This is a genomic window from Riemerella columbina (assembly GCF_030517065.1).
Lineage (GTDB): Bacteria > Bacteroidota > Bacteroidia > Flavobacteriales > Weeksellaceae > Riemerella > Riemerella columbina_A.
In genome coordinates, this window is the sequence record NZ_CP103950.1 from 674,387 (window position 1) to 697,588 (window position 23,202).

A 23,202-nucleotide genomic window follows, 5' to 3' on the forward strand; every position below is an offset into this window, starting at 1 on the left:
CTATCACGAAAAATAAATAAAATTTAAGATGAAAAAAATAATGCTTGCAAGCTGTTTAGGGTTGAGCCTAATCGCTTGTTCCGAGAAAAAAGGAGAACCTGCACAAGAGGCAGAAACCAATGTGATGTTAGAAGAGCCCAAAGCCACCGCTCAGAATGATGAGGCGGCAAGTGGTAAAGATGAGGGACTTAAACTGATAGAAGGCGCCGACTGTTTGGGTTGCCATAAGACAGACACGAAACTTGTGGGACCGTCTTATGAAGAGGTTGCCAATAAATACACTGAGGCAGATGTGGATATGTTGGCAGACAAAATCATCAATGGTGGACAAGGCAACTGGGGCGAGGTGCCAATGAGTCCACACGCTGGATTGAGCAAAGAGAACGCAAAGAAAATGGTGGAATACATCTTATCTTTGAAGAAAAAGTAGAGACCAATATATGATGAATTAAATTATAAACCGAAGGCGCGGCATCTGAGATGTGGCGCTTTTTTTCGTTCTGAAAAAAAAGAAACTGACATTTTGGCATAAAAATAAATGTGGCATATTCTTGGTGAATTTGCAAGCGTAAAACATTAAAAATAATATTAACAAATAAAAATAAATTATAACAGATATGAGTAAAATTATTGGAATAGACCTTGGAACCACCAACTCTTGTGTGGCTGTGATGGAAGGGAAAGACCCTGTAGTAATCCCTAACGCAGAAGGTAAAAGAACAACGCCATCTATCGTAGCATTTACAGAAGATGGTGAAAGAAAAGTAGGTGACCCTGCGAAAAGACAAGCGGTTACCAACCCTAAAAATACAGTATATTCTATCAAAAGATTTATAGGAACTCACTTTAAAAACGACGCTGCCGAGGTAGCCAGAGTGCCTTATCAAGTGGTAGAAGGACCTAACGATTCTGTAAAGGTAAAAATTAACGATAGAGAATATACCCCGCAAGAAATCTCCGCAATGATTCTTCAAAAAATGAAGAAAACAGCAGAAGATTACCTCGGGCAAGAAGTAACAAGAGCGGTAATTACCGTGCCAGCTTACTTTAACGATGAACAAAGACAAGCCACCAAAGATGCTGGAGAGATTGCAGGTCTTAAAGTGGAAAGAATCATCAATGAGCCTACCGCTGCAGCTTTGGCTTACGGTTTAGATAAATCTCACAAAGACCAAAAAATTGCAGTTTATGACTTAGGTGGTGGTACTTTTGACATCTCAATCTTAGAGTTAGGAGATGGCGTATTTGAAGTATTATCAACCAACGGAGATACCCACTTAGGGGGTGATGATTTTGATGATGTGATCATCGATTGGTTGGCTTCTGAATTTAAAAACGAAGAAGGGGTAGACTTAAAAGCCGATCCTATCGCATTACAAAGATTAAAAGAAGCCGCAGAAAAAGCCAAAATAGAATTATCATCTTCGGCACAGACAGAAATCAACTTGCCATACATCACGGCTACAGCTTCTGGACCTAAGCACTTAGTGAAAACATTAACTAGAGCTAAATTTGAACAACTCTCTGCCGACTTAGTGAAGCGTTCGATGGAGCCTTGTAAAAAAGCCCTCCAAGATGCAGGATTATCCACTTCGGATATTGATGAGGTGATTTTAGTAGGTGGTTCTACCAGAATTCCAATCATCCAAGAAGAAGTAGAAAAATTCTTCGGCAAAAAACCTTCTAAAGGTGTTAACCCAGATGAGGTAGTGGCTATAGGTGCTGCCATCCAAGGTGGGGTATTAACAGGAGATGTAAAAGATGTATTGCTTCTTGATGTTACGCCATTATCATTAGGTATTGAAACAATGGGTAGCGTATTCACCAAATTGATTGAGGCCAATACCACCATTCCAACTAAAAAATCCGAAGTTTTCTCTACCGCAGCAGACAACCAACCTGCCGTAAGTATCCGCGTAGGACAAGGGGAGAGACCAATGTTTAACGATAACAAAGAGATTGGTAGATTTGAACTTACCGACATTCCACCAGCGCCAAGAGGTGTGCCTCAGATTGAAGTAACCTTTGATATTGATGCCAACGGAATCCTCAGCGTATCTGCAAAAGATAAAGGAACAGGTAAGGAACAATCCATCAAAATCCAAGCTTCTTCAGGACTTTCTGATGAGGAGATTGAAAGAATGAAGAAAGAAGCACAGGAAAACTCTGCAGCAGATGCTAAGAGAAAAGAAGAAGCCGATTTAATCAACAAAGCAGATGGACAAATCTTCCAAACTGAAAAGCAATTGAAAGAATTTGGAGATAAAATTTCTGCCGATAAAAAATCAGCGATTGAAACTGCAGTGGCAGAGCTTAAAACCGCATTTGAAGCCAAAGATATGGAAGCTATAAAAACCAAATCTGAAGCCTTAGATGCTGCATGGATGGCAGCGTCTGAAGAGATGTACAAAGCTCAAGCTGATGCTCAAGGAGCTGCTGATATGGGTGGCAACGCAGGAGCAGGCAACGCTAACGATGCAGATGATGTACAAGACGCCGATTTTGAAGAAGTAAAATAATTTTGCTTTCATTATAATTGAATGGCCGCCTCAGGAAACTGGGGCGGCTGTTTTTTGTATTTTTTCATAGGAAAACAAAAAATTACCAAAAAGAGGTTATCTTTGTCGTTGTAAAAAGAAAATAACGATGTTAGAAAAAATAGTAGACAGTTTTGAAAAGTTATGCATTCGCATTATTATCGATGTAATTTTAATCCCGATAACGATTTATAAAATTTTCACAAAATCCTCATTCTGTTATGACTACACACATCAAGAAATGGACAAAGAGGAAGACGAACAGTTTACGCATTACCTGTCGCCCATCAAGCTTTCCGTTTATACATCGGTGTTTGTATCGTTTATTTTAATGGATTTAAACAAAAATCAAGGCATCTTTGGGAAACTCAGCCAGCTGACGATTACGGAGAAAATTCTCGTTATTTTCTTGCTCAATAATTTCACTTCTGTGGTATTTAGTTTGTTGGTAAACAAGATGTTAAAATAGTAAGTGAACACAATGGCGTATAAAAAGCTGTTATTTTCTTTCATCTATGCCTCTATTTATTCGGTGACGCCATTTTTCCTTTTGATTATTTCGATGATGTTTATCGGTGGTTCTGTGGATATTACAGACCTTTTAAAGGCAACTCAAAGTGTTACAGGAAATGAAAATCAGCAAATTGCATTGGGTATTTGTGTGTTTATCGTCGGTTTTATTTCCCTCATTGTTTTTTTCAAACACCTCAAAGCCTACCTTCATATTCTCCACGAAAGCCTTACCATCAGCCCTTGGAAGGAAACTTTGATCGCGATAGTTTTCTTTATTTTTCAGGTGCTTTATACTTGGTCGGTGCTTAGTTTTTAAGTTGAGAGCATAAAAAAGACCACCGTTCAGTAGTGGTCTTAGCTTCATTGTTTTGGATTATTTTTGAGGCGGATAATGGCTCAATATTTCCGAAATAAGTTGAGGGATTTGCTTTTGCTTAGATTTAGGGTTATCCACTTGGATGCCACTGCCGATGCCTTGCCAAACCAATTTTTGCGTTTTAGCATCAATAAAATCAATGGTCAGCCCGCCCACATTATAGTTAGAAACCCAAGTCCGCTGGACACCTACGCCCCAGCCCCACGGTGAGCCCCAACCCCAAACGCCATAAGGATTGGTGCTGTTCACATCTTCTATTTTTTTATGAGAAGCTTTAAGGTTGATAATTAAATCTGGCGAGGTACTAACGCTCAACCCTTTCTGAGAAAGCTGTTTTGAGATTTCACTCGTTACGCGGTCTTTGTCTAAATCGTTGAGTTTTAAATCATCGGTGCGAAGAGCATAAGTTTTATACTGCGCAAAAGCTGCCGTTTCGGAATAGTCAGTTTTGACATTAAAAGAGCTACAAGAACTGATGCTCAGCGTGCTGGCAGCCAAAGCTAAAAACAATAATTTTTTCATAATTTTTTATTTTAAGGGTTTTGTTTTAAAAGTGTCTGTCTTTTTATCATAGCCGTAGGGACAGTGTTTGCAGCCGTTTTTGCAACAGTAGCCACGCTTCAGGTGGAACTTTTCCGTAAACACCTTATAGCCCTGTTCGTTATAATAAAAATCTTCATTTTCTTTGATGTCTTTCATTGGTATAAGTTAAATTTTTATCTTTGTCAAAACATTAGACGAGAGATGATCATAGTATGCCAAAGTTGGCTTAAAAATACAAAAATTAACGGAATTACACTATTCCCCTTTATTTTTTTGAGAAATACTGCGGATAGAGGGAATAAAGTGCTCATCAACCATGAGAAAATCCACCTGAGGCAGCAGTTAGAATTGGGCATTGTGTTCTTTTATTTATGGTATGTGGTGGAGTTTTATGTGCTGTGGTTCAGGTATAAAAATCCGTATAAAGCTTATAGGAATATCCGTTTTGAGCGTGAAGCCTACGCCAATGAACACCGAATGAATTACCTTAAACAAAGAAAATTTTGGGCGTTTTGGAACTATTAAACCTTGCAAATTTACCCGACCGACCTCTCATTTCTATCCCATTAGAACATTCATCGGTGGCGCTTTATATTAAACGGGAAGATAGGGTGCATCCAGAAATTTCAGGGAACAAATTTTGGAAATTGTGGCATAATATCCATTATTATCTTCACCAAAAGCCTAAGCATCCTTTGCTCATCACTTTTGGTGGGGCTTTTTCTAACCATATTGCGGCTACGGCGGCGCTCGGGCGCTTGCTCAAGATTCCGACTATTGGTATTATTAGAGGCGAGGAATGGGCAACCCAGTGGCAGGATAACCCCACATTAGCTAAGGCGTATGCAGATGGTATGCGCTTCCAATGCGTGAGTAGAACCACCTACCGAGATAAGGCGGCTTATACAGAGCTCCTAAAAAAAGACTTCCCCGAAGCGCTCATCATCCCCGAAGGAGGCTCTAATGCGTTGGGAGTGCAGGGCATTCAGCATATGCTCAATGAAGAAACCAAAACTTTTGATTATCTTTGCACAGCGGTAGGCACGGGCGGCACGGTGGCAGGCTTGTCAAAATATGCAGCACCGCATCAGCAAGTTTTGGGGTTTAAGGTGGTTAATGATACCTCTTTAGAGGCGCAAGTGAAAACTTGGAGTGGGCGAGAGAACACCACGCTCATTGATGCTTTTGGCGCTGGCTATGGGAAAATATCGGTGGCGTTGGTGGATTTTATCAATGGATTTTATCAAGACTATCAACAGCCTTTGGATCCGATATACACAGGAAAAATGATGATGCAGCTACTCCAGATGATTGCGCAAAATAAATTTCCAGAAGGGAGCCGTATTTTGGCGTTTCATACTGGTGGCTTGCAAGGGATTATCGGTGCCAATAAGATGCTGAAGAAACAAAATAGAAACTTAATCAATATTCAATTATAAGGTAAAAATCTACACCGTAGAACTTTATTAAATCATTATTATGAAGAAATTTTTGGTAGCGTGTGCCCTTGTAGCACTTTCAAAAATACCAGCTCAAACTTGGGCTACAGATGACCAATACATCCAGCGTTTTGCCGCTTATGCCGTGGAGGAGATGGAGAAATATAAAATCCCTGCGAGCATCACTTTGGCACAAGGACTTTTAGAAACGGGTGGCGGACAATCGCGCTTGGCACAAGAGGGCAACAACCATTTTGGGATTAAATGTAAAGAAGACTGGACAGGCAGAACTATGCGCCACACAGATGATGCGCCCAACGAGTGTTTCCGTGTGTATGATGACCCTAAACAATCGTATGAAGACCACTCTAAATTTTTGGCTTTCAGAAAGTATTATGTCAATTTATTTAAACTCAACCCCAAAGATTATCGCGCTTGGGCACATGGTTTGAAGAAAGCAGGCTATGCCACCAACCCTCGCTATGCTTATATTTTAATCGATAGGATAGAAAAATATAGACTCTACGAGTTTGATAATACCAACTCTAACGAGGTGCTGTATACCGTGCTGAAACTCTATCCAGAACTCAATAACGATACTGAGTTTATGGCGAAATTATCAGGCAACCGCACCAACCCAACTTCTACCAAAACTCCAAAAGATCCTGTAACGGTTATTGTGCCGTACAAGCAAACCTCCTACGCAGAGCAACAAAAAACAGCGGAACAATTACGGAAAGAGAAATTGGCATTGCTCAATAACATTACGGTGAAAAGGCATCCTAACGGCGGACTTAAATACATCATCATCCCTACAGATACCGATTTGGCGTACATCGCTAAAAAGTTTGATGTGAGAGAAGGACGCCTGACCAAGTGGAATGAACTCACCAATAACCGACTAAAAACCAATGATATTCTATTTTTAGAATCCAAAAATTCATCAGGAAATGTAGCGACTTATAGAGCTGCGGCAGGCGATACCATGCATCTTATTGCTCAAAAATTTGGCATCAAACTGAATAAGTTATACCGCAAAAACAGAATGGAAGTCGGCGAAGAGCCACAGCAAGGGCAAGTGATTTATCTGCAATCTAAAAAACCGAGAAACTAATTTCATCAAAATAGAAAATCCTGACGGTGGCATCTATTTTCGCTGAGGATTTTCACATTTTTTAAAACAAAAAATTATGCTATACCAAAGAAGTAGCGCTTTGTTCCAAGAAGCCAAACAATACATTCCAGGGGGCGTTAATTCCCCTGTGCGCGCGTTTAAATCGGTGGGTGGCACGCCTATTTTTATGAAATCTGCCCAAGGCGCCTACCTTACCGATGCAGATGACAGAACTTATATTGACTACATCAACTCGTGGGGGCCAGCCATTTTGGGGCACACGCATCCTGTGGTGTTGGAGGAAGTAAAAAAGCAAGCCGACAAAGGTTTTTCCTTTGGTACCCCTACCGAATTGGAAACCGAAATTGCAAAATTCATCACCGAAAATGTCCCGAATATCGACCAAATTAGAATGGTTTCTTCAGGAACTGAGGCTTGTATGAGTGCTATCCGCTTGGCACGAGGCTATACAGGACGAGATAAAATCATCAAGTTTGAAGGCTGTTACCATGGGCATTCGGATTCGTTTTTGATTAAAGCGGGCAGTGGTGCGGCGACTTTTGGCAACCCTAATTCGCCAGGCGTTACGCAGGGCACGGCGCAAGATACCCTATTGGCGCGGTATAACGATTGGGAGCAAGTGCAAGACCTCTTCCGCCTTAATGAAGGGCAGATTGCCGCTGTGATTATAGAACCTGTGGCAGGGAATATGGGCTGCGTATTGCCGGAGAATGATTTTCTACAAAATCTGAGAAGCATTTGTGATGAAAACGGCAGTCTTCTCATCTTTGATGAGGTGATGACAGGCTTCCGCTTGGCTTTTGGTGGGGCACAAGAGGTCTATGGCGTAAGAGCCGATTTGGTGACTTATGGCAAGGTGATTGGCGGCGGTATGCCAGTGGGCGCCTTTGCAGGAAGACAAGAAATTATGGATAGCTTGGCACCAAAAGGGGCGGTATATCAGGCGGGAACGCTCAGCGGCAATCCTATTGCAATGCGGGCAGGCTTGACCACTCTAAAGCTGATCAAGGAAACGCCAGACTTTTATGCCAACCTCAGTAAAACCACAGAAACTTTAGATTTTGAAATCGGAAAAATATTGAATGAAAAAGGCATTGCCCACCGCATCAACCGCAAAGGCTCTATGATGTCTGTGTTTTTCCACACCAACCGAGTGTCCAACTTTGATGAGGCTCAAAAAGCCAATCACTCGTTGTTTAATACCTTTTTTCATCATCTTTTAGAGCGTGGCGTTTATCTGCCGCCAAGCGGCTACGAGACTTGGTTTATCTCTTCAGCTATTACGGATAAAGAAATAGACCAAACCCTGGAAGCGGTAAGAAGTTTAGAATATTAGAATAAAAAATCCCTCTTTATTATATAAGGAGGGATTTTTTTAGCGATACGATTTATTGTGCTTCGGCATATTGTTTAAAGTGATTTAAAATGGCTTGCCAACCTTGCCTTTGCATTTCTATGGGGTGCTCGGTTTCAGGGTCAAAGCTGAGTGTGAGCCGCGTGCCATGTTCTACCGCTTCAAAGGTCACAGTAGCCTCCCGACCACCAAATTCATAAGTGAAACTTTCCAAAAGTTTTAGCGCGGTATAGGTGGCTGTAAAGTCAAAGCCCATGCTGCCATCTTTGGCTTCCATACGCGTTTGGTAAGTGCCGCCCACCCGCAAATCATTAGTGGCAGAGGGGCAGTGCCAACTCTCATCCGCAAAGTTCCATTGGGTAATATGTTGAGGTTCGGTATAATACGCCCAAACCTGCGCCAGAGGCTTATTGACCTCTGTGCTTATCGTAATTTTTTCAAGCTCCATAAGGGTAAAATTTTAAAATTCGCCACAAAGATAATGAAAAAGTGGGGGAGGAGAGGTAGCCTGAAAAATTCTAATTTTTCTCTAAATTATTTATTCTTTGCTTTATTCTCTGAGCTGTTATAATTGGAGCTATACCCCATAAAATAAATGAAGCCAATGAAAGATAAAGGATAGCATTAAATATTAGAAAAGCTATTGTTTTGATGTTTTTTGATGTTTCTATATTTGAAATGTATATAGTTAAAAATAAGCTTGCAAATATTAATATAAAAGCACAAATTAACGAAATGTTTTTAACCATGATATGTATTTTAGGTACTTCAATGGTGATGTTATTATTTTTGTCAGATTTTAAATACTGCTTGGCATTCTTTATATTTTGCCATGTAAAACTTTTACCTAATTTATTTTTAAATTGACAATAACTACGGATAAGCTTTTGATTGGTATTAATCTCTGTAAGTTCATAGAAGATATTTTCTTCCATCGTAGGGTTAATAAACTCTTCTTGAAAATCTTTAGAGGTAAAATGGCTCAACTTTTCTATGTCAAGCTCTTTTATTTTACTCTTTTTATTCTTCTGTGGATTTAGAAGGTTAGAAATAAATGGAAGTTTTAGAATACTTGGAATACTACCTACTATTCCAGATATAGAAGTTGTTATAGTTATAAGTTCAGTGATTGTCATATCATTTTTTATTAAAATTAATTAGAATACAAATATATGAAATTATAGTGAAAAATACTTTTGATTAAATAAATATCTAATGTTTTTTAAGCTAGGTTTGTTGTAAATATTTAAATTTTTTTAGTTGTAATCAAGTTTAAAATACAGAATTTCTTTAGCTAATCCCCCACAAAAAATCCGCCCGCCCCAATTTTGGGGCGGGCGGCAATTAAAACTTCTAAACTTCAATCCACAGCTACGGATTATTTAAAATCGGTAGCGATGGCTTTGTTGATGTCGTAGCGTTGCACTTCAAAATTAAGATCGGTGCCACCCATATTTTGGGTGATTTTAAATGGCAATTTTACGCCTTCCACTTCACGATAATCAGAGTAAACGGTCGGGATTACCATTTCTTGGTCACCCATTTTTTGCGTTTGATTTTCACCAACTTTAAGCCCTGTTTTCACGCTATAGAAATAAGTGGTATCGCCATGTTTTACGGCATATGCCTCTTCATTATTGATGTTTTCTATGCCTTTCAGTTCATAGCCAGCACCATTTTTGAAAGCGAGTTCTGGAAAGATTTCGGTCTTTTTAGCTGCTTCTTTTTTCGCTTCCTCAGGCATTGGTATTTTTTGACCTTGCGCTTCCATATAGCCATCTTTGCCGTCAAACACTATTTTTTGTAGCGTGTTGCCCATCATTTTGAGCTCCATCAAACTTTTACCGCCTTTCCCTGAAATCAAGGTGAGTTCCATTGGCATACCTTGTACGGTCGCTTTGGCAACGGTAGTCAAGCTGTTGATTTTCGCCACTTTTTCTTGTCCTCCAATGGCGGTGATGTAATTTTTGGCAATGCTCTCCACGCTCACATCTGCTGCAATTTTCTTCGCTTCTGGTTTGGCGGTAGGGTTGGCATTGGCATCAAAATATTTTACAGGATAGCCCAATTTTTCTAAACCTTCGGCAATTTCTGAGGCTTTCCCAGCGATAAAAATTCTCGATTGGTTAGGGAGAATGTTGGCTTTCACCACTTTAGAAATATCCGCCGCGCTCACTTGGTCGATGGATTTTAAGTAATTGGTGTAGAAATTGGCAGGCAAATCTTGCACTTTTTGTTGTAAAGCAAATCTGGCGATGGTTTCTGGCTTCTCCAAAGACATAATAAAGCTGCCTTTCATCTTCGCTTTGGTACGCTCTAATTCCTCTGGCGTAACGGTAGCGATGCCTTTCAGCTCGTTCATAAATTCGGTAACGGCTTTGTCGGTCACCTCGTTTCTCACGCTGGCTTCAGCCTCAAAATGAGGAGAATATTTACCCGTAGACAGCGAAGAATAAGCACCATAAGTGAAGCCGTTTTTCTCACGAAGGTTCATAAATAAACGCGCCTCGCCGCCGCCACCTAAAATATAATTCGCCATAGCCCCTGCAAAATAGAGCGGATCTTTCATTTTTAGCGTAGAGATATTGCCCACTTGGATGATGGATTGCACGGCATTCGGCACATCAACCAAATTGATTTCCGTTTTGGCAACATTCTGTGCAGGCTGTGGCATCGGGATTTTTACCCCTGATTTTTTCCACTTTCCGAAAGTTTTTTCTACTTGTTTTTTAACTGTTTCAAAGTCCACATCGCCCACAATCACGAGGTAAGCATTGTCTGGAGCATAGTATTTTTTGTAGAAATTTTCTACATCTTTCGGTTGTATTTTGTTGATGGTTTCTGGAGTTTCAAACTCGCCACGCGCGGTATTTTTACCGTAGATTAAGGCATTAGAAACCTTGTTCGCAATAGCACTGGCGTTCTTTTCCTCAGATTTTAGGCCTTCTAAACTACGCTCTTTGGAAGTTTGAACTTCCTCTGCCGAAAATTTAGGATTGATCATGGCATCGCCCATCAATGCGAGGACTTCTGGGAAATATTTAGACAGTGTATTGGCAGATGCCCCTGCATCACTGAAACGGAGCGTAGCGCCTAAAAAATCTATTTTTGAATTAAATTCTTCCTTGCTGAGCGTCTTGGTGCCTTTGCCCAATTGATCCGCCATAATGCTGCTCACGCCCACAATGTCGCCCTCGTACACAGGCGGTCTGTCCATGCTGAGGCTCATATTGACTCTTGGGAGTTTGTTGTTCTCCACCACCATCACGGTAAGGCCGTTGGCAAGGGTGAAAGTCTTAGGCTGGGCGATGTTGATTGTAGGCGTAGGTCCCGGTTTGGGCATCGCATTGAGGTCTATTTTTTGTGCAGAAAACATCCCTGAAATTAAAAATGCTACTGCGATATATTTGATCTGTTTCATAACGAAAATGGAAATTATTTTTTAGATGGTAGATAATTGATGATGATTCTTTGGTTGCTGTTCAAGTATTTTTGGGCAGCGGCTCTCAGATCTTCTCTGGTAATAGAGCGGTAGATGTCTAACTCCTTGTTGATGAGGTTGGTATCGCCTTTTAATACATAACTATCCGCTAAGGAATGCGCAATGCCCTCAATGGTAGAATTAGCGTTTACAAACTGATTTTCATACTGATTGAGAAGTTTCTGATAGTCTTTTTCTGAGATGAGCGTGGTTTGTAACTTCTTGATTTCGGCATCAATGTCTTTCTCAAAAGTCGCTACAGAGTTGTCGCCCATTGGGATCGCGAAAAACGCAAATACGCTATAATCCTCCATACCGATATTTGCCACTTGCACTTGGAGGGCTTTTTTCTCCTCATCAACTAATTTTTTGTACAATACCGAAGATTTTCCGCCGCTGAGGTAAGTGCCGAGCATATCCAAAACATAGGCATCTCTGTCCTTATTAGAAGGCGTTCTGTACGCAAAAATATAGGCTGGAATTTGGATGTTGTTATCATAAACCGTTACCTCTTCTTGCTTGGTAATCGGCGTTTCTTTCGGGAAATTTCTGGTGATGGCAGCGCCTTTTGGGATAGAACCGTAATATTCGCTAATCCATTTTTTGGTTTGCTCAGGGTTGATGTTGCCTGCTACAACCAAAGTAGCGTTATTCGGTACATAGTATTTTTTGAAGAAATTTTGGAACTCCTCTAACTTCGCCGAATTAAGGTCTTCCATAGAACCGATGGTGGTGCCTTTGTACGGGTGGTTTTTGAACAGGGCTTTTAAGATGCTATCAAACAGATTTCCATACGGTTGGTTGTCCATTCTGAGTCTTTTTTCCTCTTTTACCACCTCTCTTTGGGTATCCACACCAATTTGGTTAATCACAGGGTGGCGCATTCTTTCGGCTTCCATCCAAAGCCCCAATTGTTCGTTGTTAGAAGGGAAAGTTTCGTAGTAATAGGTGCGGTCGCCAGTGGTATTAGCATTGTTAGAACCACCGTTTGAGGTAACCACTTTAAACCAATCGCCGCGCTTGATGTTGGGCGTTCCCTCGAAAAGAAGGTGTTCAAAAAAGTGAGCAAAACCCGTTCTGCCCTCTTGTTCATCTTTGGCGCCCACATGGTACATCACAGAAGTGGTAACCACTGGCACCGATGGATCTTGGTGCAAAATCACATGCAGCCCGTTAGGGAGGTCATATTCCTCAAATTTAATTTGTTGAGCACTCAGCCACGCCCCCATTAAGGAAGCCACAGCCAAAGGAAAAAGTCTTTTTCTCATTATATATAAGGTATTTAAAAAATTATTACTGTTTTCATTAGTCTTCTCATCATCAAAAATTGTTACACTTTTATGTGTTGAAGAAGAATAGACAAATTTAAGGATAAATATTGAGTTTTTTAGGACAAAAAAGTTAAAGTTTTATAAAAATAAAGTTTTAACCGATAGAAAACTATCATGTTTTTAAATGGATTGATGGTCGGTTTCAATAAAAATTGTATCTTTGCCTTACCAAAATCAATATGGAATGGCGAATCCTTTATTCTATGCCAAAATATTGCTCTTCGGAGAATATGGCATTATAGAAAACTCACAGGGGCTCACGGTGCCTTACAGTTTTTATAAGGGAACACTGAAATTTTCAGATTTAAGTTCGGACTTTGAACAGAAGTCCAACGCTTCTCTTTTGCAATACGCCGAATATTTAGAAACCTTAGATTTACCAACGGCTTTTCAGTTGGATGTTGCCGCACTAAAACACGATATAGAAGCGGGTTTGTTCTTTGATTCTAACATTCCACAGGGGTATGGCGTGGGGAGTTCTGGCGCCTTGGTGGCTGCCATTTTTGAGCGCTATTCCATTACCAAATACGAACCAGAACAGATTAGCAAATCAGATTTAAAGCATTTGAAACAGGTTTTCGGAACTTTAGAAAGCTATTTCCATGGCAAGAGTTCTGGTATAGACCCGTTGATTTGCTATATGAACTTGCCTATTCTCATTGAAAATAAAGAAAATGTGGATAAAGTAGCGCTTCCAGAGGCTCAACAGGGCAAAGGAGCGATTTTCCTAATCGATTCTGGAACGGTAGGGGAGACAGGGCCTATGGTGCAAATTTTCTTTGAGAAATTGAAAAATGATGGCTTCAGAAAAACGCTAAAAGAGGAATTTATCCGCTACAATAACGCGTGTATAGAGGCTTTTTTGAAAAAAGATATGAATCCGTTTTTTAAAAACCTCAGAAAGTTATCACATTGGGCATATGAGCATTTTCGCCCGATGATTCCAGAGAGTATTTTTAATATTTGGAAGAAAGGTTTGGATACCAATTCTTATTATCTTAAACTCTGTGGCAGCGGAGGCGGAGGCTATATTTTAGGCTTTACCCAAGATTATGAACAAGCCGAAAAAATGCTGGAAGGCTTTAAAAAAGAAGTGATTTATCGCTTTTAATATCCTTTTTTCCGCGTGTGAAAGCGAACGATGAACGCTAAAAAACAACCTCAATATTCTTGGCTTTCGTATAGACAATCCCAAGTGGTGGGCTTTTTGCTGAGTGCAAGGGCGCTGGGGCTGATTTTTTATACGCTAACGCTCTATGTTTCCACCTTTTTTTTATTCAACCAAGAGGAGAGTCTTCGGAGTTTCGTTTTTGATTATAAAGTGCACGGCATTATCCTGTGTTCCGTGCTATCCATAGCGGCAGGGGGGCTGATTAACCAGTTTTATGACCGAGAAAAAGACCGCCTGACCCGACCGTTTCGCTCTTATTTACAGTCATTTATTAAGCAAAAATACATTCTGTATTCCTATTTATTGCTGAATGTCTTATCGTTGGGGATGGCGTATTTGCTATCGTCACGGATATTTATTTTTTTCCTGATTTATCAATTTCTGATTTGGTTTTATAGCCATAAACTGAGCCGCTGGGTGGTGGTCAACCATGGGGTTTATGTATCGCTGTCGTTGTATCCATTTTTTGGCTTGTTGGTATATTATCAATACTTTTCTTATAAGCTATTTTGGATGGCGGTCTTCCTATTTTTAACCTTGTTGATGATAGACATTCTGAAAGATTATACCACACGCAGAGCCGATTTCCTCTTCGGTTACCAAACTTTACCCATCGTTTTTGGCAGTAAAGTGACCCGCATTGTCCTTTTCTTTTTAATGATGATGAATGCTGGGGCGGCGGGCGTGGTGGTGACCTATGTTCGGCACAGTTATTTTTTGAAATATTACTTTATGGCGTCCATCGGCGTTTTTGTGCTGATGGGCATCAAGCTCTTATTTTCAAAGCCGATCAAAGTGGTATTGCTCATCAACTGGCTCAAAATCTGGATTTTTATTGGCGTGGGCTGTATGTTTCTCAATGGCGTTTATGAGCGTTTTTAGCCGATATCCACTGATTTTTAACATTAAAAGATGTAAATTTTAACTTTAATCAAAACCAAATATTAAAAGATAAACTCTATCTTTGCATAAAGTAAAATCATATGAGAAGACGCGATTTCTTGAAAACAGGCTCTATAGCCACTTTGGGAGGAATGCTCCTGAGTCCATTTAGTGTAAAAGCCAACACGATAGAAGAGGAATTTAAAGGTAAAAAAGCCAAAAATATCATCTTTATGGTCAGCGATGGGATGAGTGCAGGAACGCTGCATATGGCGGATATTTATTCCCGAAGAAAATTAGGGCGAGCCTCCAACTGGCTGGGCTTGTACGAAAATAATTTGGTACAGCGCGCCGTGATGGATATGGCATCGGCTAACTCTATCGTAACCGATTCTGCGGCGGCGAGTTCCTCTTGGGGCGGTGGCGTGCGTGTGAATAACGGCAGCCTGAACATCAGTCCAGATGGCAAAGAAAATATGCCGATTCTCCAGAAATTCAAAAAAGCAGGCAAAAAGGTGGGCTGCGTGACCACAGTGCCCGTTAACCACGCAACGCCAGCGGGATTTTCTACCACTTCTAAAAAGAGAAGCGCTATGGAAGGCATCGCCTCGGATTACGCTCAGTTGGGCTTTGATGTGTTCTTGGGCGGTGGTAAGAAATACTTTGATGCCGCTGACCGAAAGGATAAAAAAGATGTATTTCAAACCTTTAAACAAAAGGGATATTCTGTGGTTAAAAACAGAGAGGAAATGCTATCAGCACCTAAAAATCAACCTATTTTAGGAACTTTTGATGAAGAAGCTTTGCCGTATTCCGTGGATAGAAACCACAGTGAGGAATTAACGCAAAAGATCCCAACTTTAGCCGAAATGGCAGCCAAAGGGATAGAGCTGATGAAAGACCATCCGCAAGGTTTCGTGATGCAAGTAGAGGGCGGAAAGGTGGACTGGGCAGCACATGGCAATGATATCGCCGCGTTGTTATACGACCAATTGGCGTTTGATGAAGCCGTAAAAGTGGTGACCGATTTCGCGAAGCAAGATGGCAATACTTTGGTGGTCATCACTTCTGACCATGGTAATGCCAACCCAGGGCTGATTTACGGAAAAGCTTGTAACGATAATTTTGACCATGTGCAGAAATTCACGCAGTCTAACGAGTGGATTCTACAAGGGATAAAGCCAGACAGTAGCCTTAGCTTTATCAAAAATCGTGTGGCAGAGGCTTGTGGAGAAATGCCACTGACAGATGAGCAAGCCAAAGAAATTCTATCCTATTATTCTACGGCGCACAAGGAAGATGGGCTCTACAACCCAAGGCATTTGCCTTTCAAACTCTTGTCCGAGATGCAGAAAGCCTATACTTCTGTGGGGTGGATTAGTATGGACCACTCTTCGGATTATACAGAATTAGCGATGTTCGGACCAGGCAGTGAGCGCCTAAAACCTCTGATGAGAAACACTGACATTCACCAGTTTTTATTGGATGCCGCCGAGGTGGAAAATCGTTTTTAAGAAAAATAGCATACCATAAAAAAACGGACTGAAAATCATTCGGTCCGTTTTGTTTTTCTACTCCTGAGCGACGATCATATCAAGGAAACTCTGTTCATCTAAAATAATGACACTGCCCAAAGCTTGCGCTTTTTTGAGTTTGCTACCCGCTTTCTCGCCGACCACCAAATAGTTTAAGTTTTTGGAAACGGCAGAAATATTTTTGCCGCCGTGGCGCTCCACCATCGCTTCGGCTTGTTCCCGTGTGAATAGGGATAATTTCCCTGTGAAGAGGAAAGTTTTACCATCTAAAACCTCGCTGTCTAAAACGGTTTCCGTTTCTTGTTTTTCCAGCTGTACGCCGTATTCTTTGAGCCGTTGGAGGAGGAGAATATGCTCAGGATTTTTGAGGTAATCCACCAAACTTTCTGCAATCTTTACCCCGATGTCTTCCACTTCTACAAGGTCTTCCACGCTGGCAGCTTGTAGTACTTCTATGGAAGGGAAATTTTTGACCAATTTCTTGGCAACGGTTTCGCCGATATGCTTGATGCCTAAGCCGTAGAGTACTTTTTCAAAAGGAATATTTTTAGATTTTTCAATGCCGTCTAAGATGTTCTGCGCCGATTTTTCAGCCATACGCTCCAAAGGCAAGAGTTGAGGTTTCGTTAAAGTATAAAAATCTGCCACATTTTTGATGAGCCCAGCGTGGTAGAGTTGCTCTATGGTCTCGGCACCCAAGTTTTCAATGTTGAGGGCTTTTCGGGAGACATAATGTATCATCTTGCCGATAACCTGCGGAGGGCAGTGCTCTTCGTTAGGGCAATAATGGATGGCTTGGTCTTCTATTTTTACCAATGGCGTTCCGCATTCTGGACAGTGGGTAATGTATTGAACCTCTTGGCTTTGTGGGGTTCTTTTATCTAAATTAACACCCACGATTTTAGGAATAATCTCGCCGCCTTTTTCTACATACACAAAATCGTGGTGGTGGAGGTTGAGTTTTTTGATGATGTCCTCATTGTGTAGAGATGCCCGCTTGACCACCGTTCCAGCTAAAAGCACAGGTTTCAGATTGGCAACAGGCGTTATGGCACCCGTTCTGCCCACTTGGTAGGCAATGGATTCCAGCTGTGTTTCCACTTTTTCGGCTTTAAATTTATATGCCATAGCCCAGCGCGGCGATTTGGCAGTATAGCCCAATTGCTGTTGTTGCTTGAAATCATTCACTTTGATCACGATGCCATCAATCTCAAAATCCAAATGGTGGCGCTGGTGCTCCCAATGGTTGATGAAGGCTTTTACTTCTTCTATATTTTGGCAAAGTTGGGCGTGCTGAGAGACCTTAAAGCCCCAAGATTGGGTCTGTTGTAAAAGTTCCCAATGCGTGGCAGCGAGGTCGGCAGTGCTGACCGCTTGGTAGAGTACGGCAGAGAGTTTTCTGCGCCTTACCTCTCGGCTATCTTGCATTTTAAGGCTCCCCGAAGCCGTATTTCGTGGGTTCATAAAGGGTTCCAAGCCTTCTTCCTCTCTACCTTTGTTGATTTCTGCAAATTGCTTTTTGGTGAGGTAGATTTCGCCACGGATGTAGAACTGATCAGGGAAATCGCCGTGGAGTTTTAGCGGAATATCAGAGATGGTTTTCACATTTGCAGTGATATCATCGCCCTGAAGCCCATCGCCACGGGTAACCGCCTGTTGAAGTTGCCCATTTTGATACAGAATGGAGATAGAAGCGCCATCGTATTTGAGTTCCGCCACATAGCTGATTTGTGAGGTTTCCAGAGTTTTCTCTAAGCGCTTTTGCCAGTCTTCTAAATCATCAAAATCATAAGAATTATCCAGAGAATACATTCTAAACTCGTGGGTTACCGTTGGGAAATGCTTGGTAATGCCGCCGCCCACACGCTGTGTCGGTGAGTTGGGATCCAAAAATTCAGGATATTGCGCTTCCAAATCTTGGAGTTCCTTCAATAAAGCATCAAACTCAAAATCAGAAATGGTGGGTTGGTCTAATATATAATACTGATAATTGTGCTGATGGAGGCGCTGGCTCAGCTCTTGTATGCGTTTCTGGATGTCTGTTGTCATACTGTTGGGTTATAGAGGACACAAATTTAAGCATTTTTTATGGCTCACAAAGTTTTACTTCACGAAGCGGTTGTGCGAAGATTGAGCAAGTTAAGAAAAAAATCATTATCTTAGCCCAATAATTTTAAATCATTAAATACAATGAAGAAAAACATTTTTAGTTTAGCCCTTGCCTTTGGGCTGGCAACATTAACGCTGGTATCTTGTGGAAAAGACAAACCGCTAACGAGTGAAAGCAACGAGGTAACCACTACTGCCGATGGTCAAGCCTACGCCATAGACACTGTAAATAGTAAAATAGAGTGGAAAGGCTACAAAGTGGTAAAATCTGAAAACACCAGCCATTTTGGAGAAATTAAATTTGAAAGCGGTGAGCTGACCGTGAAAGATGGCGCATTAGAAAGCGGAAAATTTGTGGCTGACATCACCTCTTTAGCGAATAAAGATCTTGCTGATGATGCAGAAAAATCAGCGAAATTAGATGGACACTTAAAGAGCGGAGACTTCTTTGAAGTAGAAAAATTCCCGACCGCATCTTATGAAATTACCAAAGTAACGCCACAGGCAGAAGGCGATTATAATACGCTTTTAGACGGTAATTTAACCATAAAAGGCATCACCAAGCCAGTACAATTTAAAGCCAATGTGAAGGTGGAAGATGGCAAAGTGAGCATCAAAACTGAGCCAACCGATATCAATAGAGAAGACTTTGGTGTGAAATTCCAAATGCCAGTTCAGAATGGAGTGATTAAAGATGAAGTGACCTTACAAGTGAGCATAGATGCAGTGGAGAAAAAATAAGAAATATAGACTTTTCTAAATTCCAAAATCACGGCTACGGTCGTGATTTTTTATCTTCAATAGGCATTGCGAAACGCCTTGTTTTTAACCCCGTGAAAAAGCATTAAAAACTTTTAAAATCATATGGTTAGAAGATAAAAAAGTTGTATCTTTGCCGAGCTTTTTACGAGAATTTGGGCGAAAGCAAAAACTTATTAAATTAACCAACTTCAAAGCGTATTCTTCGTTTTAGCCCATAGAATAGCCGTTTTGGATACAAATTTTTTATTATGTCAGAACAGACAAAACAACAAGAAGAGGTTCTAATGAACCAAAATGTAGCACCTGAAAACTTTGATTGGGATTCTTACGAATCAGGTCTCAACGCAGAGGACAGAAGCGAAAAACAAGAATTAGAAGAAATCTACAAAGGTTCTTTAAGCGACTTAGCCGAGGATGATGTGATCGTAGGTAAAGTGGTAAGATTAACCGACAAAGAGGCTATTGTAGATATTGACTTCAAGTCAGAAGGTGTGATTTCTCTTAACGAATTCCGCTACAACCCAGGACTTAAAGTAGGTGACGAAGTGGAAGTGATGGTGGATAAAAGAGAAGATAAAAGCGGACAGCTACAACTTTCTCACAAAAAAGCCAGAACCCTCAAAGCTTGGGATAAAGTGAACCAATACCACGAAAGTGGAGAAGTGGTGAACGGATTCGTAAAATCAAGAACCAAAGGTGGTATGATTGTAGATGTATTCGGTATTGAAGCGTTCTTACCTGGTTCTCAGATTGATGTGAAGCCTATTAAAGATTACGATCAATATGTGGGTAAAACAATGGAATTCAAGGTAGTAAAAATCAACCCAGAGTTCAAAAATGTGGTAGTATCTCACAAAGCGCTTATTGAAGCGGATATTGAAGATCAGAAAAAAGAAATCATCGCTCAGTTAGAAAAAGGTCAAGTGCTTGAAGGTACTGTTAAGAACATCACTTCTTACGGGGTATTCATTGACTTAGGCGGTGTAGATGGTTTAGTACACATTACAGACCTTTCTTGGTCAAGAGTAAACCACCCAACAGAAATCTTAGAAGACGGACAGACTGTAAAAGTGGTAATCTTAGACTTTGATGAAGATAAAACAAGAATCCAATTGGGTATGAAGCAATTAGAAGCTCACCCTTGGGATGCTTTAGATGAAAATATGAAGGTGGGAGACAAAGTGAAAGGTAAAGTAGTGGTATTGGCTGACTATGGTGCTTTCGTAGAAGTAGCGCCAGGTGTAGAAGGACTAATCCATGTTTCAGAAATGTCTTGGAGCACACATTTAAGAAGTGCTGGAGATTTCGTGAAAGTAGGAGACGAGGTAGAAGCTCAAGTCTTAACTTTAGACAAAGAGGAAAGAAAAATCTCCCTCGGTATGAAGCAACTTACTGAAGATCCATGGACAAACATCCAAGATAAATACCCAGTAGGCTCTAAGCACACAGGTACAGTAAGAAACTTCACTAACTTCGGTGTATTCGTAGAGTTAGAAGAAGGTATTGATGGGTTAATCTACATCTCTGATCTTTCTTGGACTAAGAAAATCAAGCATCCATCAGAATTCTGCAACGTAGGCGATAAGTTAGATGTAGTAGTATTAGAGTTAGATGTAGAAGCCAGAAGATTATCTTTAGGACACAAGCAACTTACAGAAAACCCTTGGGATAAATTTGAAACCAAATATGCAGAAGGTACAGTACACACAGGTGTAGCGGCTGAAGTATTTGACAAAGGTGCTCAAGTGAAATTTGAAGATGCTGAAGTAGAAGCGTTCTGCCCATCAAGATTATTAGAAAAAGAAGATGGTTCTAAAATCAAAAAAGGGGAAGAAGCTGAATTTAAAGTGATTGAGTTCAACAAAGAGTTCAAGAGAGTTGTGGTTTCTCACACAGGACTTTTCCGTGAAGAAGAGAAAAAAGCAGTGAAAGAAGCTGCGGCTAAATCTTCTGCATCTGAAGAGAGAGCGACTTTAGGCGATATTGACGCTTTAGCTGAATTAAAAAAGAAAATGGAAGAAGGTAAGTAATCCTTAATTTTTTCAATTTTTTGATTTCATATGCAATCCGCTTCAAAATTGATTTTTGGAGCGGATTTTTTATTTTTGAAGAAAATAAACCCTCATAAAATGATCAACTTAAAATTAGCCACACCCAAAGATACCGCCGATATTTGGGCTTTGCTCCAGCAAGGTATTTTAAAGAGAAAAGAAGAAGGAAGCCAACAATGGCAAGACGGCTATCCCAATTTAGAAACCGTAGAGCACGATGTTGCACAAGGTTTCGGCTATGTGCTCAAGCACCAGCATCAGGTGGTGGCTTATTGTGCGCTTATGCCCCACGAACCCGCTTATGAAGCTATAGAAAATGGCGCGTGGCTGACTGTAGAGCCTTATATTGCGGTGCATTGGTTGGTGGTGCACGAGGATTATTTAGGCTTAGGCTTAGCGAAAACAGTGCTGTTGTGGGTAGAAGATTGGGCGAAAGGGCAAAGCATCACGAGCATTAAAATAGATACCAATTATGACAACGCCTCTATGTTGCACATTTTTAAGGTGTTAGGTTATGTTTACTGCGGCGAAGTTTATTTTAGAGGCAGTTCCAGAAAGGCTTTTCAGAAAATTCTTGATAGGGAAAAAAACAAATGAGAGCCAATCGCCATAGATTTGAGCTCCGTTTCTTCCCATTCCTTTGCAGGAAGGCTTTTAGCGGTAATGCCACCCCCCACATAAGCGATAAGCCCATTCTGAAAAACTCGAGCACACCTGAGGTTTACAAAGGCATAGATGTTACCATGGTGCTGTATTTTGATATAGCCCGTATAGAGCTGCCGCTGGTGGGTTTCAAAGTTTAAAATACTCTGTTTGCAAAAATCTTTTGGCATACCACAGACCGCGGGCGTAGGGTGCAGGGTTTTAATCAGTTCCTCCACTTGCTGAGGCGGCACAGAGAGCTCAAAATCGTTTCTGAGATGTTTGATGCTGCCACTTTTCATACTATAAGTTTCCGAAACCTGAATATCTGAAGAAAAGGGCGCCAACTGGTTTTTAATATAGTCGGTAACGGCTTGTTGCTCTTCAATTTCCTTATCGGACCACGCTTCGTTGAGGGGTAGGGTGCCAGCTAAGCTCATCGTTTGGAAGCGCTGTTGTTCAATATTATACTGTCCTAAAATTTCAGGTGTAGCACCAATCCAGCACCCCCCATCTTGGATAAAAAGATACACCAAAGCTTGTGGAAAAGCCTGACATAGCTCAAGAAATGTGTGGGTAAGGCTGATGGTTTTATGATGAAAAAATATTTTTTTCTCTCTGGAAATCACCAATTTGGCAAGGTGGTGTTCTTTAATAAACGCAATGACTTCTTGTATTTTTTGCTCGTATTCTTGGGCGGTAATGCCTTCTTCCTCGCTGAGGCGGTCTAAAAGATAAATTTCTAAATCGAGATTGCGCAGTACTTTGGCGGAAATTTCCGTAGGTTCGCCATAAAAATGATACTGTGCTTTGCCATCAAAATCGTAAAACTGAACGCCAATTTCATCACTGGGTTGCTGCATAAATAGGGTAGAAGTGTGGGGCAATCGGTAAAAAATAGCGTTCATTTATTTGGCTAATACATTGTTGGTCATTGTGGTATAGTTGATGAGGTCGCCGCGTTCATCGCGGATTTCTATCTCAGACACATGCATTGTTTTTCCTTTTCTGATGAATTTAGCCGTGCCAATTACAGTGCCATATCGCTTGGATTTCAGGTGGTTAGAGTTGATATTGGTGCCTACGGCGTAGTATTTCTCTTGGTCAAGGTGGATATTAGACAGGCACGAACCCAAAGTTTCTGCCAAAACACAGCTGGCGCCACCGTGCAGGAGCCCAAAAGGTTGATGAACTTTCGGTGTTACAGGCATTGTGGCGGTAAGGCTATCTTCCGTTACTTCGGTGAAAACAATATCCAAAAATTTGCCCATATGGGCATCTCCCCAATGGTTGAGAAAGTGTAAAATCTCTTCTCTTTTATTCGCATCCATAGTGATTAAG

Annotated in this window: 23 protein-coding genes; 14 read left to right on the plus strand and 9 right to left on the minus strand. The window is 40.9% G+C overall.

Annotation, left to right across the window (positions count from 1 at the left end; all coding sequences use genetic code 11):
* Positions 1 to 28 precede the first annotated feature (28 nt).
* The 4 genes from NYR17_RS03220 (at position 29) to NYR17_RS03235 (ending at position 3,366) form a co-directional block, all read left to right on the plus strand.
* A complete protein-coding gene (locus NYR17_RS03220) occupies positions 29 to 430 on the plus strand; it encodes a c-type cytochrome (protein WP_302506356.1) in 402 nt (133 codons plus the stop codon).
* 187 nt (positions 431 to 617) lie between these two features.
* A complete protein-coding gene (gene dnaK / locus NYR17_RS03225) occupies positions 618 to 2,519 on the plus strand; it encodes a molecular chaperone DnaK (protein WP_302506357.1) in 1,902 nt (633 codons plus the stop codon).
* Positions 2,520 to 2,646: 127 nt separating this feature from the next.
* Positions 2,647 to 3,006, plus strand: a complete 360-nt coding sequence (locus tag NYR17_RS03230; protein WP_302506358.1) for a hypothetical protein — start codon at positions 2,647 to 2,649, stop codon at positions 3,004 to 3,006.
* A 12-nt stretch (positions 3,007 to 3,018) separates the two neighbouring features.
* The gene (locus NYR17_RS03235) at positions 3,019 to 3,366 is read left to right on the plus strand and encodes a hypothetical protein (RefSeq protein ID WP_302506360.1); all 348 of its coding nucleotides are present in this window, start codon (positions 3,019 to 3,021) and stop codon (positions 3,364 to 3,366) included.
* A gap of 57 nt (positions 3,367 to 3,423) precedes the next feature.
* Here the strand turns inward: NYR17_RS03235 and NYR17_RS03240 are convergent, their stop codons facing one another.
* Both NYR17_RS03240 and NYR17_RS03245 read right to left on the minus strand, forming a co-directional pair.
* Complete coding sequence (locus tag NYR17_RS03240) at positions 3,424 to 3,948, minus strand: DUF4136 domain-containing protein (protein ID WP_302506361.1); 525 nt, start codon at positions 3,946 to 3,948, stop codon at positions 3,424 to 3,426.
* 6 nt (positions 3,949 to 3,954) lie between these two features.
* Entirely contained in the window at positions 3,955 to 4,125 is a 171-nt protein-coding gene (locus NYR17_RS03245) for a DUF5522 domain-containing protein (RefSeq protein WP_302506363.1), read from the minus strand.
* A gap of 45 nt (positions 4,126 to 4,170) precedes the next feature.
* On the opposite strand from NYR17_RS03245, the gene NYR17_RS03250 reads away from it, so the two are divergent.
* From NYR17_RS03250 to hemL, 4 genes are all read left to right on the plus strand, one after another.
* Positions 4,171 to 4,494 carry a hypothetical protein gene (locus NYR17_RS03250; protein WP_302506365.1) on the plus strand — a complete coding sequence of 108 codons (324 nt, stop codon included), beginning with the start codon at positions 4,171 to 4,173 and terminating at the stop codon, positions 4,492 to 4,494.
* Complete coding sequence (locus NYR17_RS03255) at positions 4,473 to 5,408, plus strand: 1-aminocyclopropane-1-carboxylate deaminase/D-cysteine desulfhydrase (RefSeq protein WP_302506366.1); 936 nt, start codon at positions 4,473 to 4,475, stop codon at positions 5,406 to 5,408. Before NYR17_RS03250 ends, NYR17_RS03255 begins: the two co-directional genes overlap by 22 nt.
* A gap of 40 nt (positions 5,409 to 5,448) precedes the next feature.
* Positions 5,449 to 6,522: a glucosaminidase domain-containing protein gene (locus NYR17_RS03260; protein WP_302506367.1), complete on the plus strand. Its 1,074-nt coding sequence runs from the start codon at positions 5,449 to 5,451 to the stop codon at positions 6,520 to 6,522.
* Positions 6,523 to 6,598: 76 nt separating this feature from the next.
* On the plus strand, positions 6,599 to 7,879 hold the full coding sequence (gene hemL, locus NYR17_RS03265) for a glutamate-1-semialdehyde 2,1-aminomutase (protein ID WP_302506368.1): 1,281 nt from the start codon (positions 6,599 to 6,601) through the stop codon (positions 7,877 to 7,879).
* Between the two features lie 52 nt (positions 7,880 to 7,931).
* On the opposite strand, the gene NYR17_RS03270 is transcribed toward hemL, so the two are convergent.
* From NYR17_RS03270 to NYR17_RS03285, 4 genes are all read right to left on the minus strand, one after another.
* Positions 7,932 to 8,345, minus strand: a complete 414-nt coding sequence (locus NYR17_RS03270) for an SRPBCC family protein (protein WP_302506369.1) — start codon at positions 8,343 to 8,345, stop codon at positions 7,932 to 7,934.
* A gap of 70 nt (positions 8,346 to 8,415) precedes the next feature.
* A complete protein-coding gene (locus tag NYR17_RS03275; protein ID WP_302506370.1) occupies positions 8,416 to 9,033 on the minus strand; it encodes a hypothetical protein in 618 nt (205 codons plus the stop codon).
* 242 nt (positions 9,034 to 9,275) lie between these two features.
* The gene (locus NYR17_RS03280) at positions 9,276 to 11,318 is read right to left on the minus strand and encodes a M16 family metallopeptidase (protein ID WP_302506372.1); all 2,043 of its coding nucleotides are present in this window, start codon (positions 11,316 to 11,318) and stop codon (positions 9,276 to 9,278) included.
* A 14-nt stretch (positions 11,319 to 11,332) separates the two neighbouring features.
* Positions 11,333 to 12,646, minus strand: coding sequence for a M16 family metallopeptidase (locus NYR17_RS03285; RefSeq protein ID WP_302506374.1), 1,314 nt, complete (start codon positions 12,644 to 12,646; stop codon positions 11,333 to 11,335).
* A gap of 247 nt (positions 12,647 to 12,893) precedes the next feature.
* On the opposite strand from NYR17_RS03285, the gene NYR17_RS03290 reads away from it, so the two are divergent.
* From NYR17_RS03290 to NYR17_RS03300, 3 genes are all read left to right on the plus strand, one after another.
* Positions 12,894 to 13,820, plus strand: coding sequence for a mevalonate kinase family protein (locus NYR17_RS03290; protein ID WP_302506375.1), 927 nt, complete (start codon positions 12,894 to 12,896; stop codon positions 13,818 to 13,820).
* A 30-nt stretch (positions 13,821 to 13,850) separates the two neighbouring features.
* On the plus strand, positions 13,851 to 14,762 hold the full coding sequence (locus NYR17_RS03295) for a geranylgeranylglycerol-phosphate geranylgeranyltransferase (RefSeq protein WP_302506377.1): 912 nt from the start codon (positions 13,851 to 13,853) through the stop codon (positions 14,760 to 14,762).
* Positions 14,763 to 14,863: 101 nt separating this feature from the next.
* Entirely contained in the window at positions 14,864 to 16,276 is a 1,413-nt protein-coding gene (locus tag NYR17_RS03300; protein ID WP_302506379.1) for an alkaline phosphatase, read from the plus strand.
* A gap of 57 nt (positions 16,277 to 16,333) precedes the next feature.
* On the opposite strand, the gene ligA is transcribed toward NYR17_RS03300, so the two are convergent.
* Positions 16,334 to 18,346 carry an NAD-dependent DNA ligase LigA gene (gene ligA / locus NYR17_RS03305; RefSeq protein WP_302506381.1) on the minus strand — a complete coding sequence of 671 codons (2,013 nt, stop codon included), beginning with the start codon at positions 18,344 to 18,346 and terminating at the stop codon, positions 16,334 to 16,336.
* A 141-nt stretch (positions 18,347 to 18,487) separates the two neighbouring features.
* Here ligA and NYR17_RS03310 point away from each other — a divergent pair, with 141 nt between their 5' ends.
* The 3 genes from NYR17_RS03310 (at position 18,488) to NYR17_RS03320 (ending at position 21,816) form a co-directional block, all read left to right on the plus strand.
* The gene (locus tag NYR17_RS03310) at positions 18,488 to 19,147 is read left to right on the plus strand and encodes a YceI family protein (protein ID WP_302506383.1); all 660 of its coding nucleotides are present in this window, start codon (positions 18,488 to 18,490) and stop codon (positions 19,145 to 19,147) included.
* Positions 19,148 to 19,416: 269 nt separating this feature from the next.
* The gene (gene rpsA / locus NYR17_RS03315; protein WP_302506384.1) at positions 19,417 to 21,198 is read left to right on the plus strand and encodes a 30S ribosomal protein S1; all 1,782 of its coding nucleotides are present in this window, start codon (positions 19,417 to 19,419) and stop codon (positions 21,196 to 21,198) included.
* 99 nt (positions 21,199 to 21,297) lie between these two features.
* On the plus strand, positions 21,298 to 21,816 hold the full coding sequence (locus NYR17_RS03320) for a GNAT family N-acetyltransferase (protein WP_302506386.1): 519 nt from the start codon (positions 21,298 to 21,300) through the stop codon (positions 21,814 to 21,816).
* Here the strand turns inward: NYR17_RS03320 and NYR17_RS03325 are convergent.
* Both NYR17_RS03325 and NYR17_RS03330 read right to left on the minus strand, forming a co-directional pair.
* Positions 21,783 to 22,769 (minus strand): chorismate-binding protein, encoded by a 987-nt coding sequence (locus NYR17_RS03325; protein ID WP_302506388.1) that lies wholly within the window; start codon positions 22,767 to 22,769, stop codon positions 21,783 to 21,785. The genes NYR17_RS03320 and NYR17_RS03325 overlap by 34 nt on opposite strands.
* Positions 22,770 to 23,192, minus strand: a complete 423-nt coding sequence (locus NYR17_RS03330; protein WP_302506390.1) for a PaaI family thioesterase — start codon at positions 23,190 to 23,192, stop codon at positions 22,770 to 22,772.
* Positions 23,193 to 23,202: the final 10 nt, after the last annotated feature.

Excerpts from the sequence above, each read along its gene's own strand:
- NYR17_RS03260 (WP_302506367.1), top strand. The coding sequence starts at position 5,449 with ATGAAGAAATTTTTGGTAGCGTGTGCCCTTGTAGCACTTTCAAAAATA.
- NYR17_RS03270 (WP_302506369.1), bottom strand. The coding sequence starts at position 8,345 with ATGGAGCTTGAAAAAATTACGATAAGCACAGAGGTCAATAAGCCTCTG.
- dnaK (WP_302506357.1), top strand. The coding sequence starts at position 618 with ATGAGTAAAATTATTGGAATAGACCTTGGAACCACCAACTCTTGTGTG.
- NYR17_RS03280 (WP_302506372.1), bottom strand. The coding sequence starts at position 11,318 with ATGAAACAGATCAAATATATCGCAGTAGCATTTTTAATTTCAGGGATG.
- NYR17_RS03310 (WP_302506383.1), top strand. The coding sequence starts at position 18,488 with ATGAAGAAAAACATTTTTAGTTTAGCCCTTGCCTTTGGGCTGGCAACA.
- NYR17_RS03220 (WP_302506356.1), top strand. The coding sequence starts at position 29 with ATGAAAAAAATAATGCTTGCAAGCTGTTTAGGGTTGAGCCTAATCGCT.
- NYR17_RS03320 (WP_302506386.1), top strand. The coding sequence starts at position 21,298 with ATGATCAACTTAAAATTAGCCACACCCAAAGATACCGCCGATATTTGG.
- NYR17_RS03325 (WP_302506388.1), bottom strand. The coding sequence starts at position 22,769 with ATGAACGCTATTTTTTACCGATTGCCCCACACTTCTACCCTATTTATG.
- NYR17_RS03295 (WP_302506377.1), top strand. The coding sequence starts at position 13,851 with ATGAACGCTAAAAAACAACCTCAATATTCTTGGCTTTCGTATAGACAA.
- NYR17_RS03250 (WP_302506365.1), top strand. The coding sequence starts at position 4,171 with ATGATCATAGTATGCCAAAGTTGGCTTAAAAATACAAAAATTAACGGA.
- NYR17_RS03330 (WP_302506390.1), bottom strand. The coding sequence starts at position 23,192 with ATGGATGCGAATAAAAGAGAAGAGATTTTACACTTTCTCAACCATTGG.
- NYR17_RS03230 (WP_302506358.1), top strand. The coding sequence starts at position 2,647 with ATGTTAGAAAAAATAGTAGACAGTTTTGAAAAGTTATGCATTCGCATT.
- NYR17_RS03285 (WP_302506374.1), bottom strand. The coding sequence starts at position 12,646 with ATGAGAAAAAGACTTTTTCCTTTGGCTGTGGCTTCCTTAATGGGGGCG.
- NYR17_RS03240 (WP_302506361.1), bottom strand. The coding sequence starts at position 3,948 with ATGAAAAAATTATTGTTTTTAGCTTTGGCTGCCAGCACGCTGAGCATC.
- NYR17_RS03245 (WP_302506363.1), bottom strand. The coding sequence starts at position 4,125 with ATGAAAGACATCAAAGAAAATGAAGATTTTTATTATAACGAACAGGGC.
- NYR17_RS03275 (WP_302506370.1), bottom strand. The coding sequence starts at position 9,033 with ATGACAATCACTGAACTTATAACTATAACAACTTCTATATCTGGAATA.
- ligA (WP_302506381.1), bottom strand. The coding sequence starts at position 18,346 with ATGACAACAGACATCCAGAAACGCATACAAGAGCTGAGCCAGCGCCTC.
- NYR17_RS03300 (WP_302506379.1), top strand. The coding sequence starts at position 14,864 with ATGAGAAGACGCGATTTCTTGAAAACAGGCTCTATAGCCACTTTGGGA.
- NYR17_RS03235 (WP_302506360.1), top strand. The coding sequence starts at position 3,019 with ATGGCGTATAAAAAGCTGTTATTTTCTTTCATCTATGCCTCTATTTAT.
- rpsA (WP_302506384.1), top strand. The coding sequence starts at position 19,417 with ATGTCAGAACAGACAAAACAACAAGAAGAGGTTCTAATGAACCAAAAT.
- hemL (WP_302506368.1), top strand. The coding sequence starts at position 6,599 with ATGCTATACCAAAGAAGTAGCGCTTTGTTCCAAGAAGCCAAACAATAC.
- NYR17_RS03290 (WP_302506375.1), top strand. The coding sequence starts at position 12,894 with ATGGCGAATCCTTTATTCTATGCCAAAATATTGCTCTTCGGAGAATAT.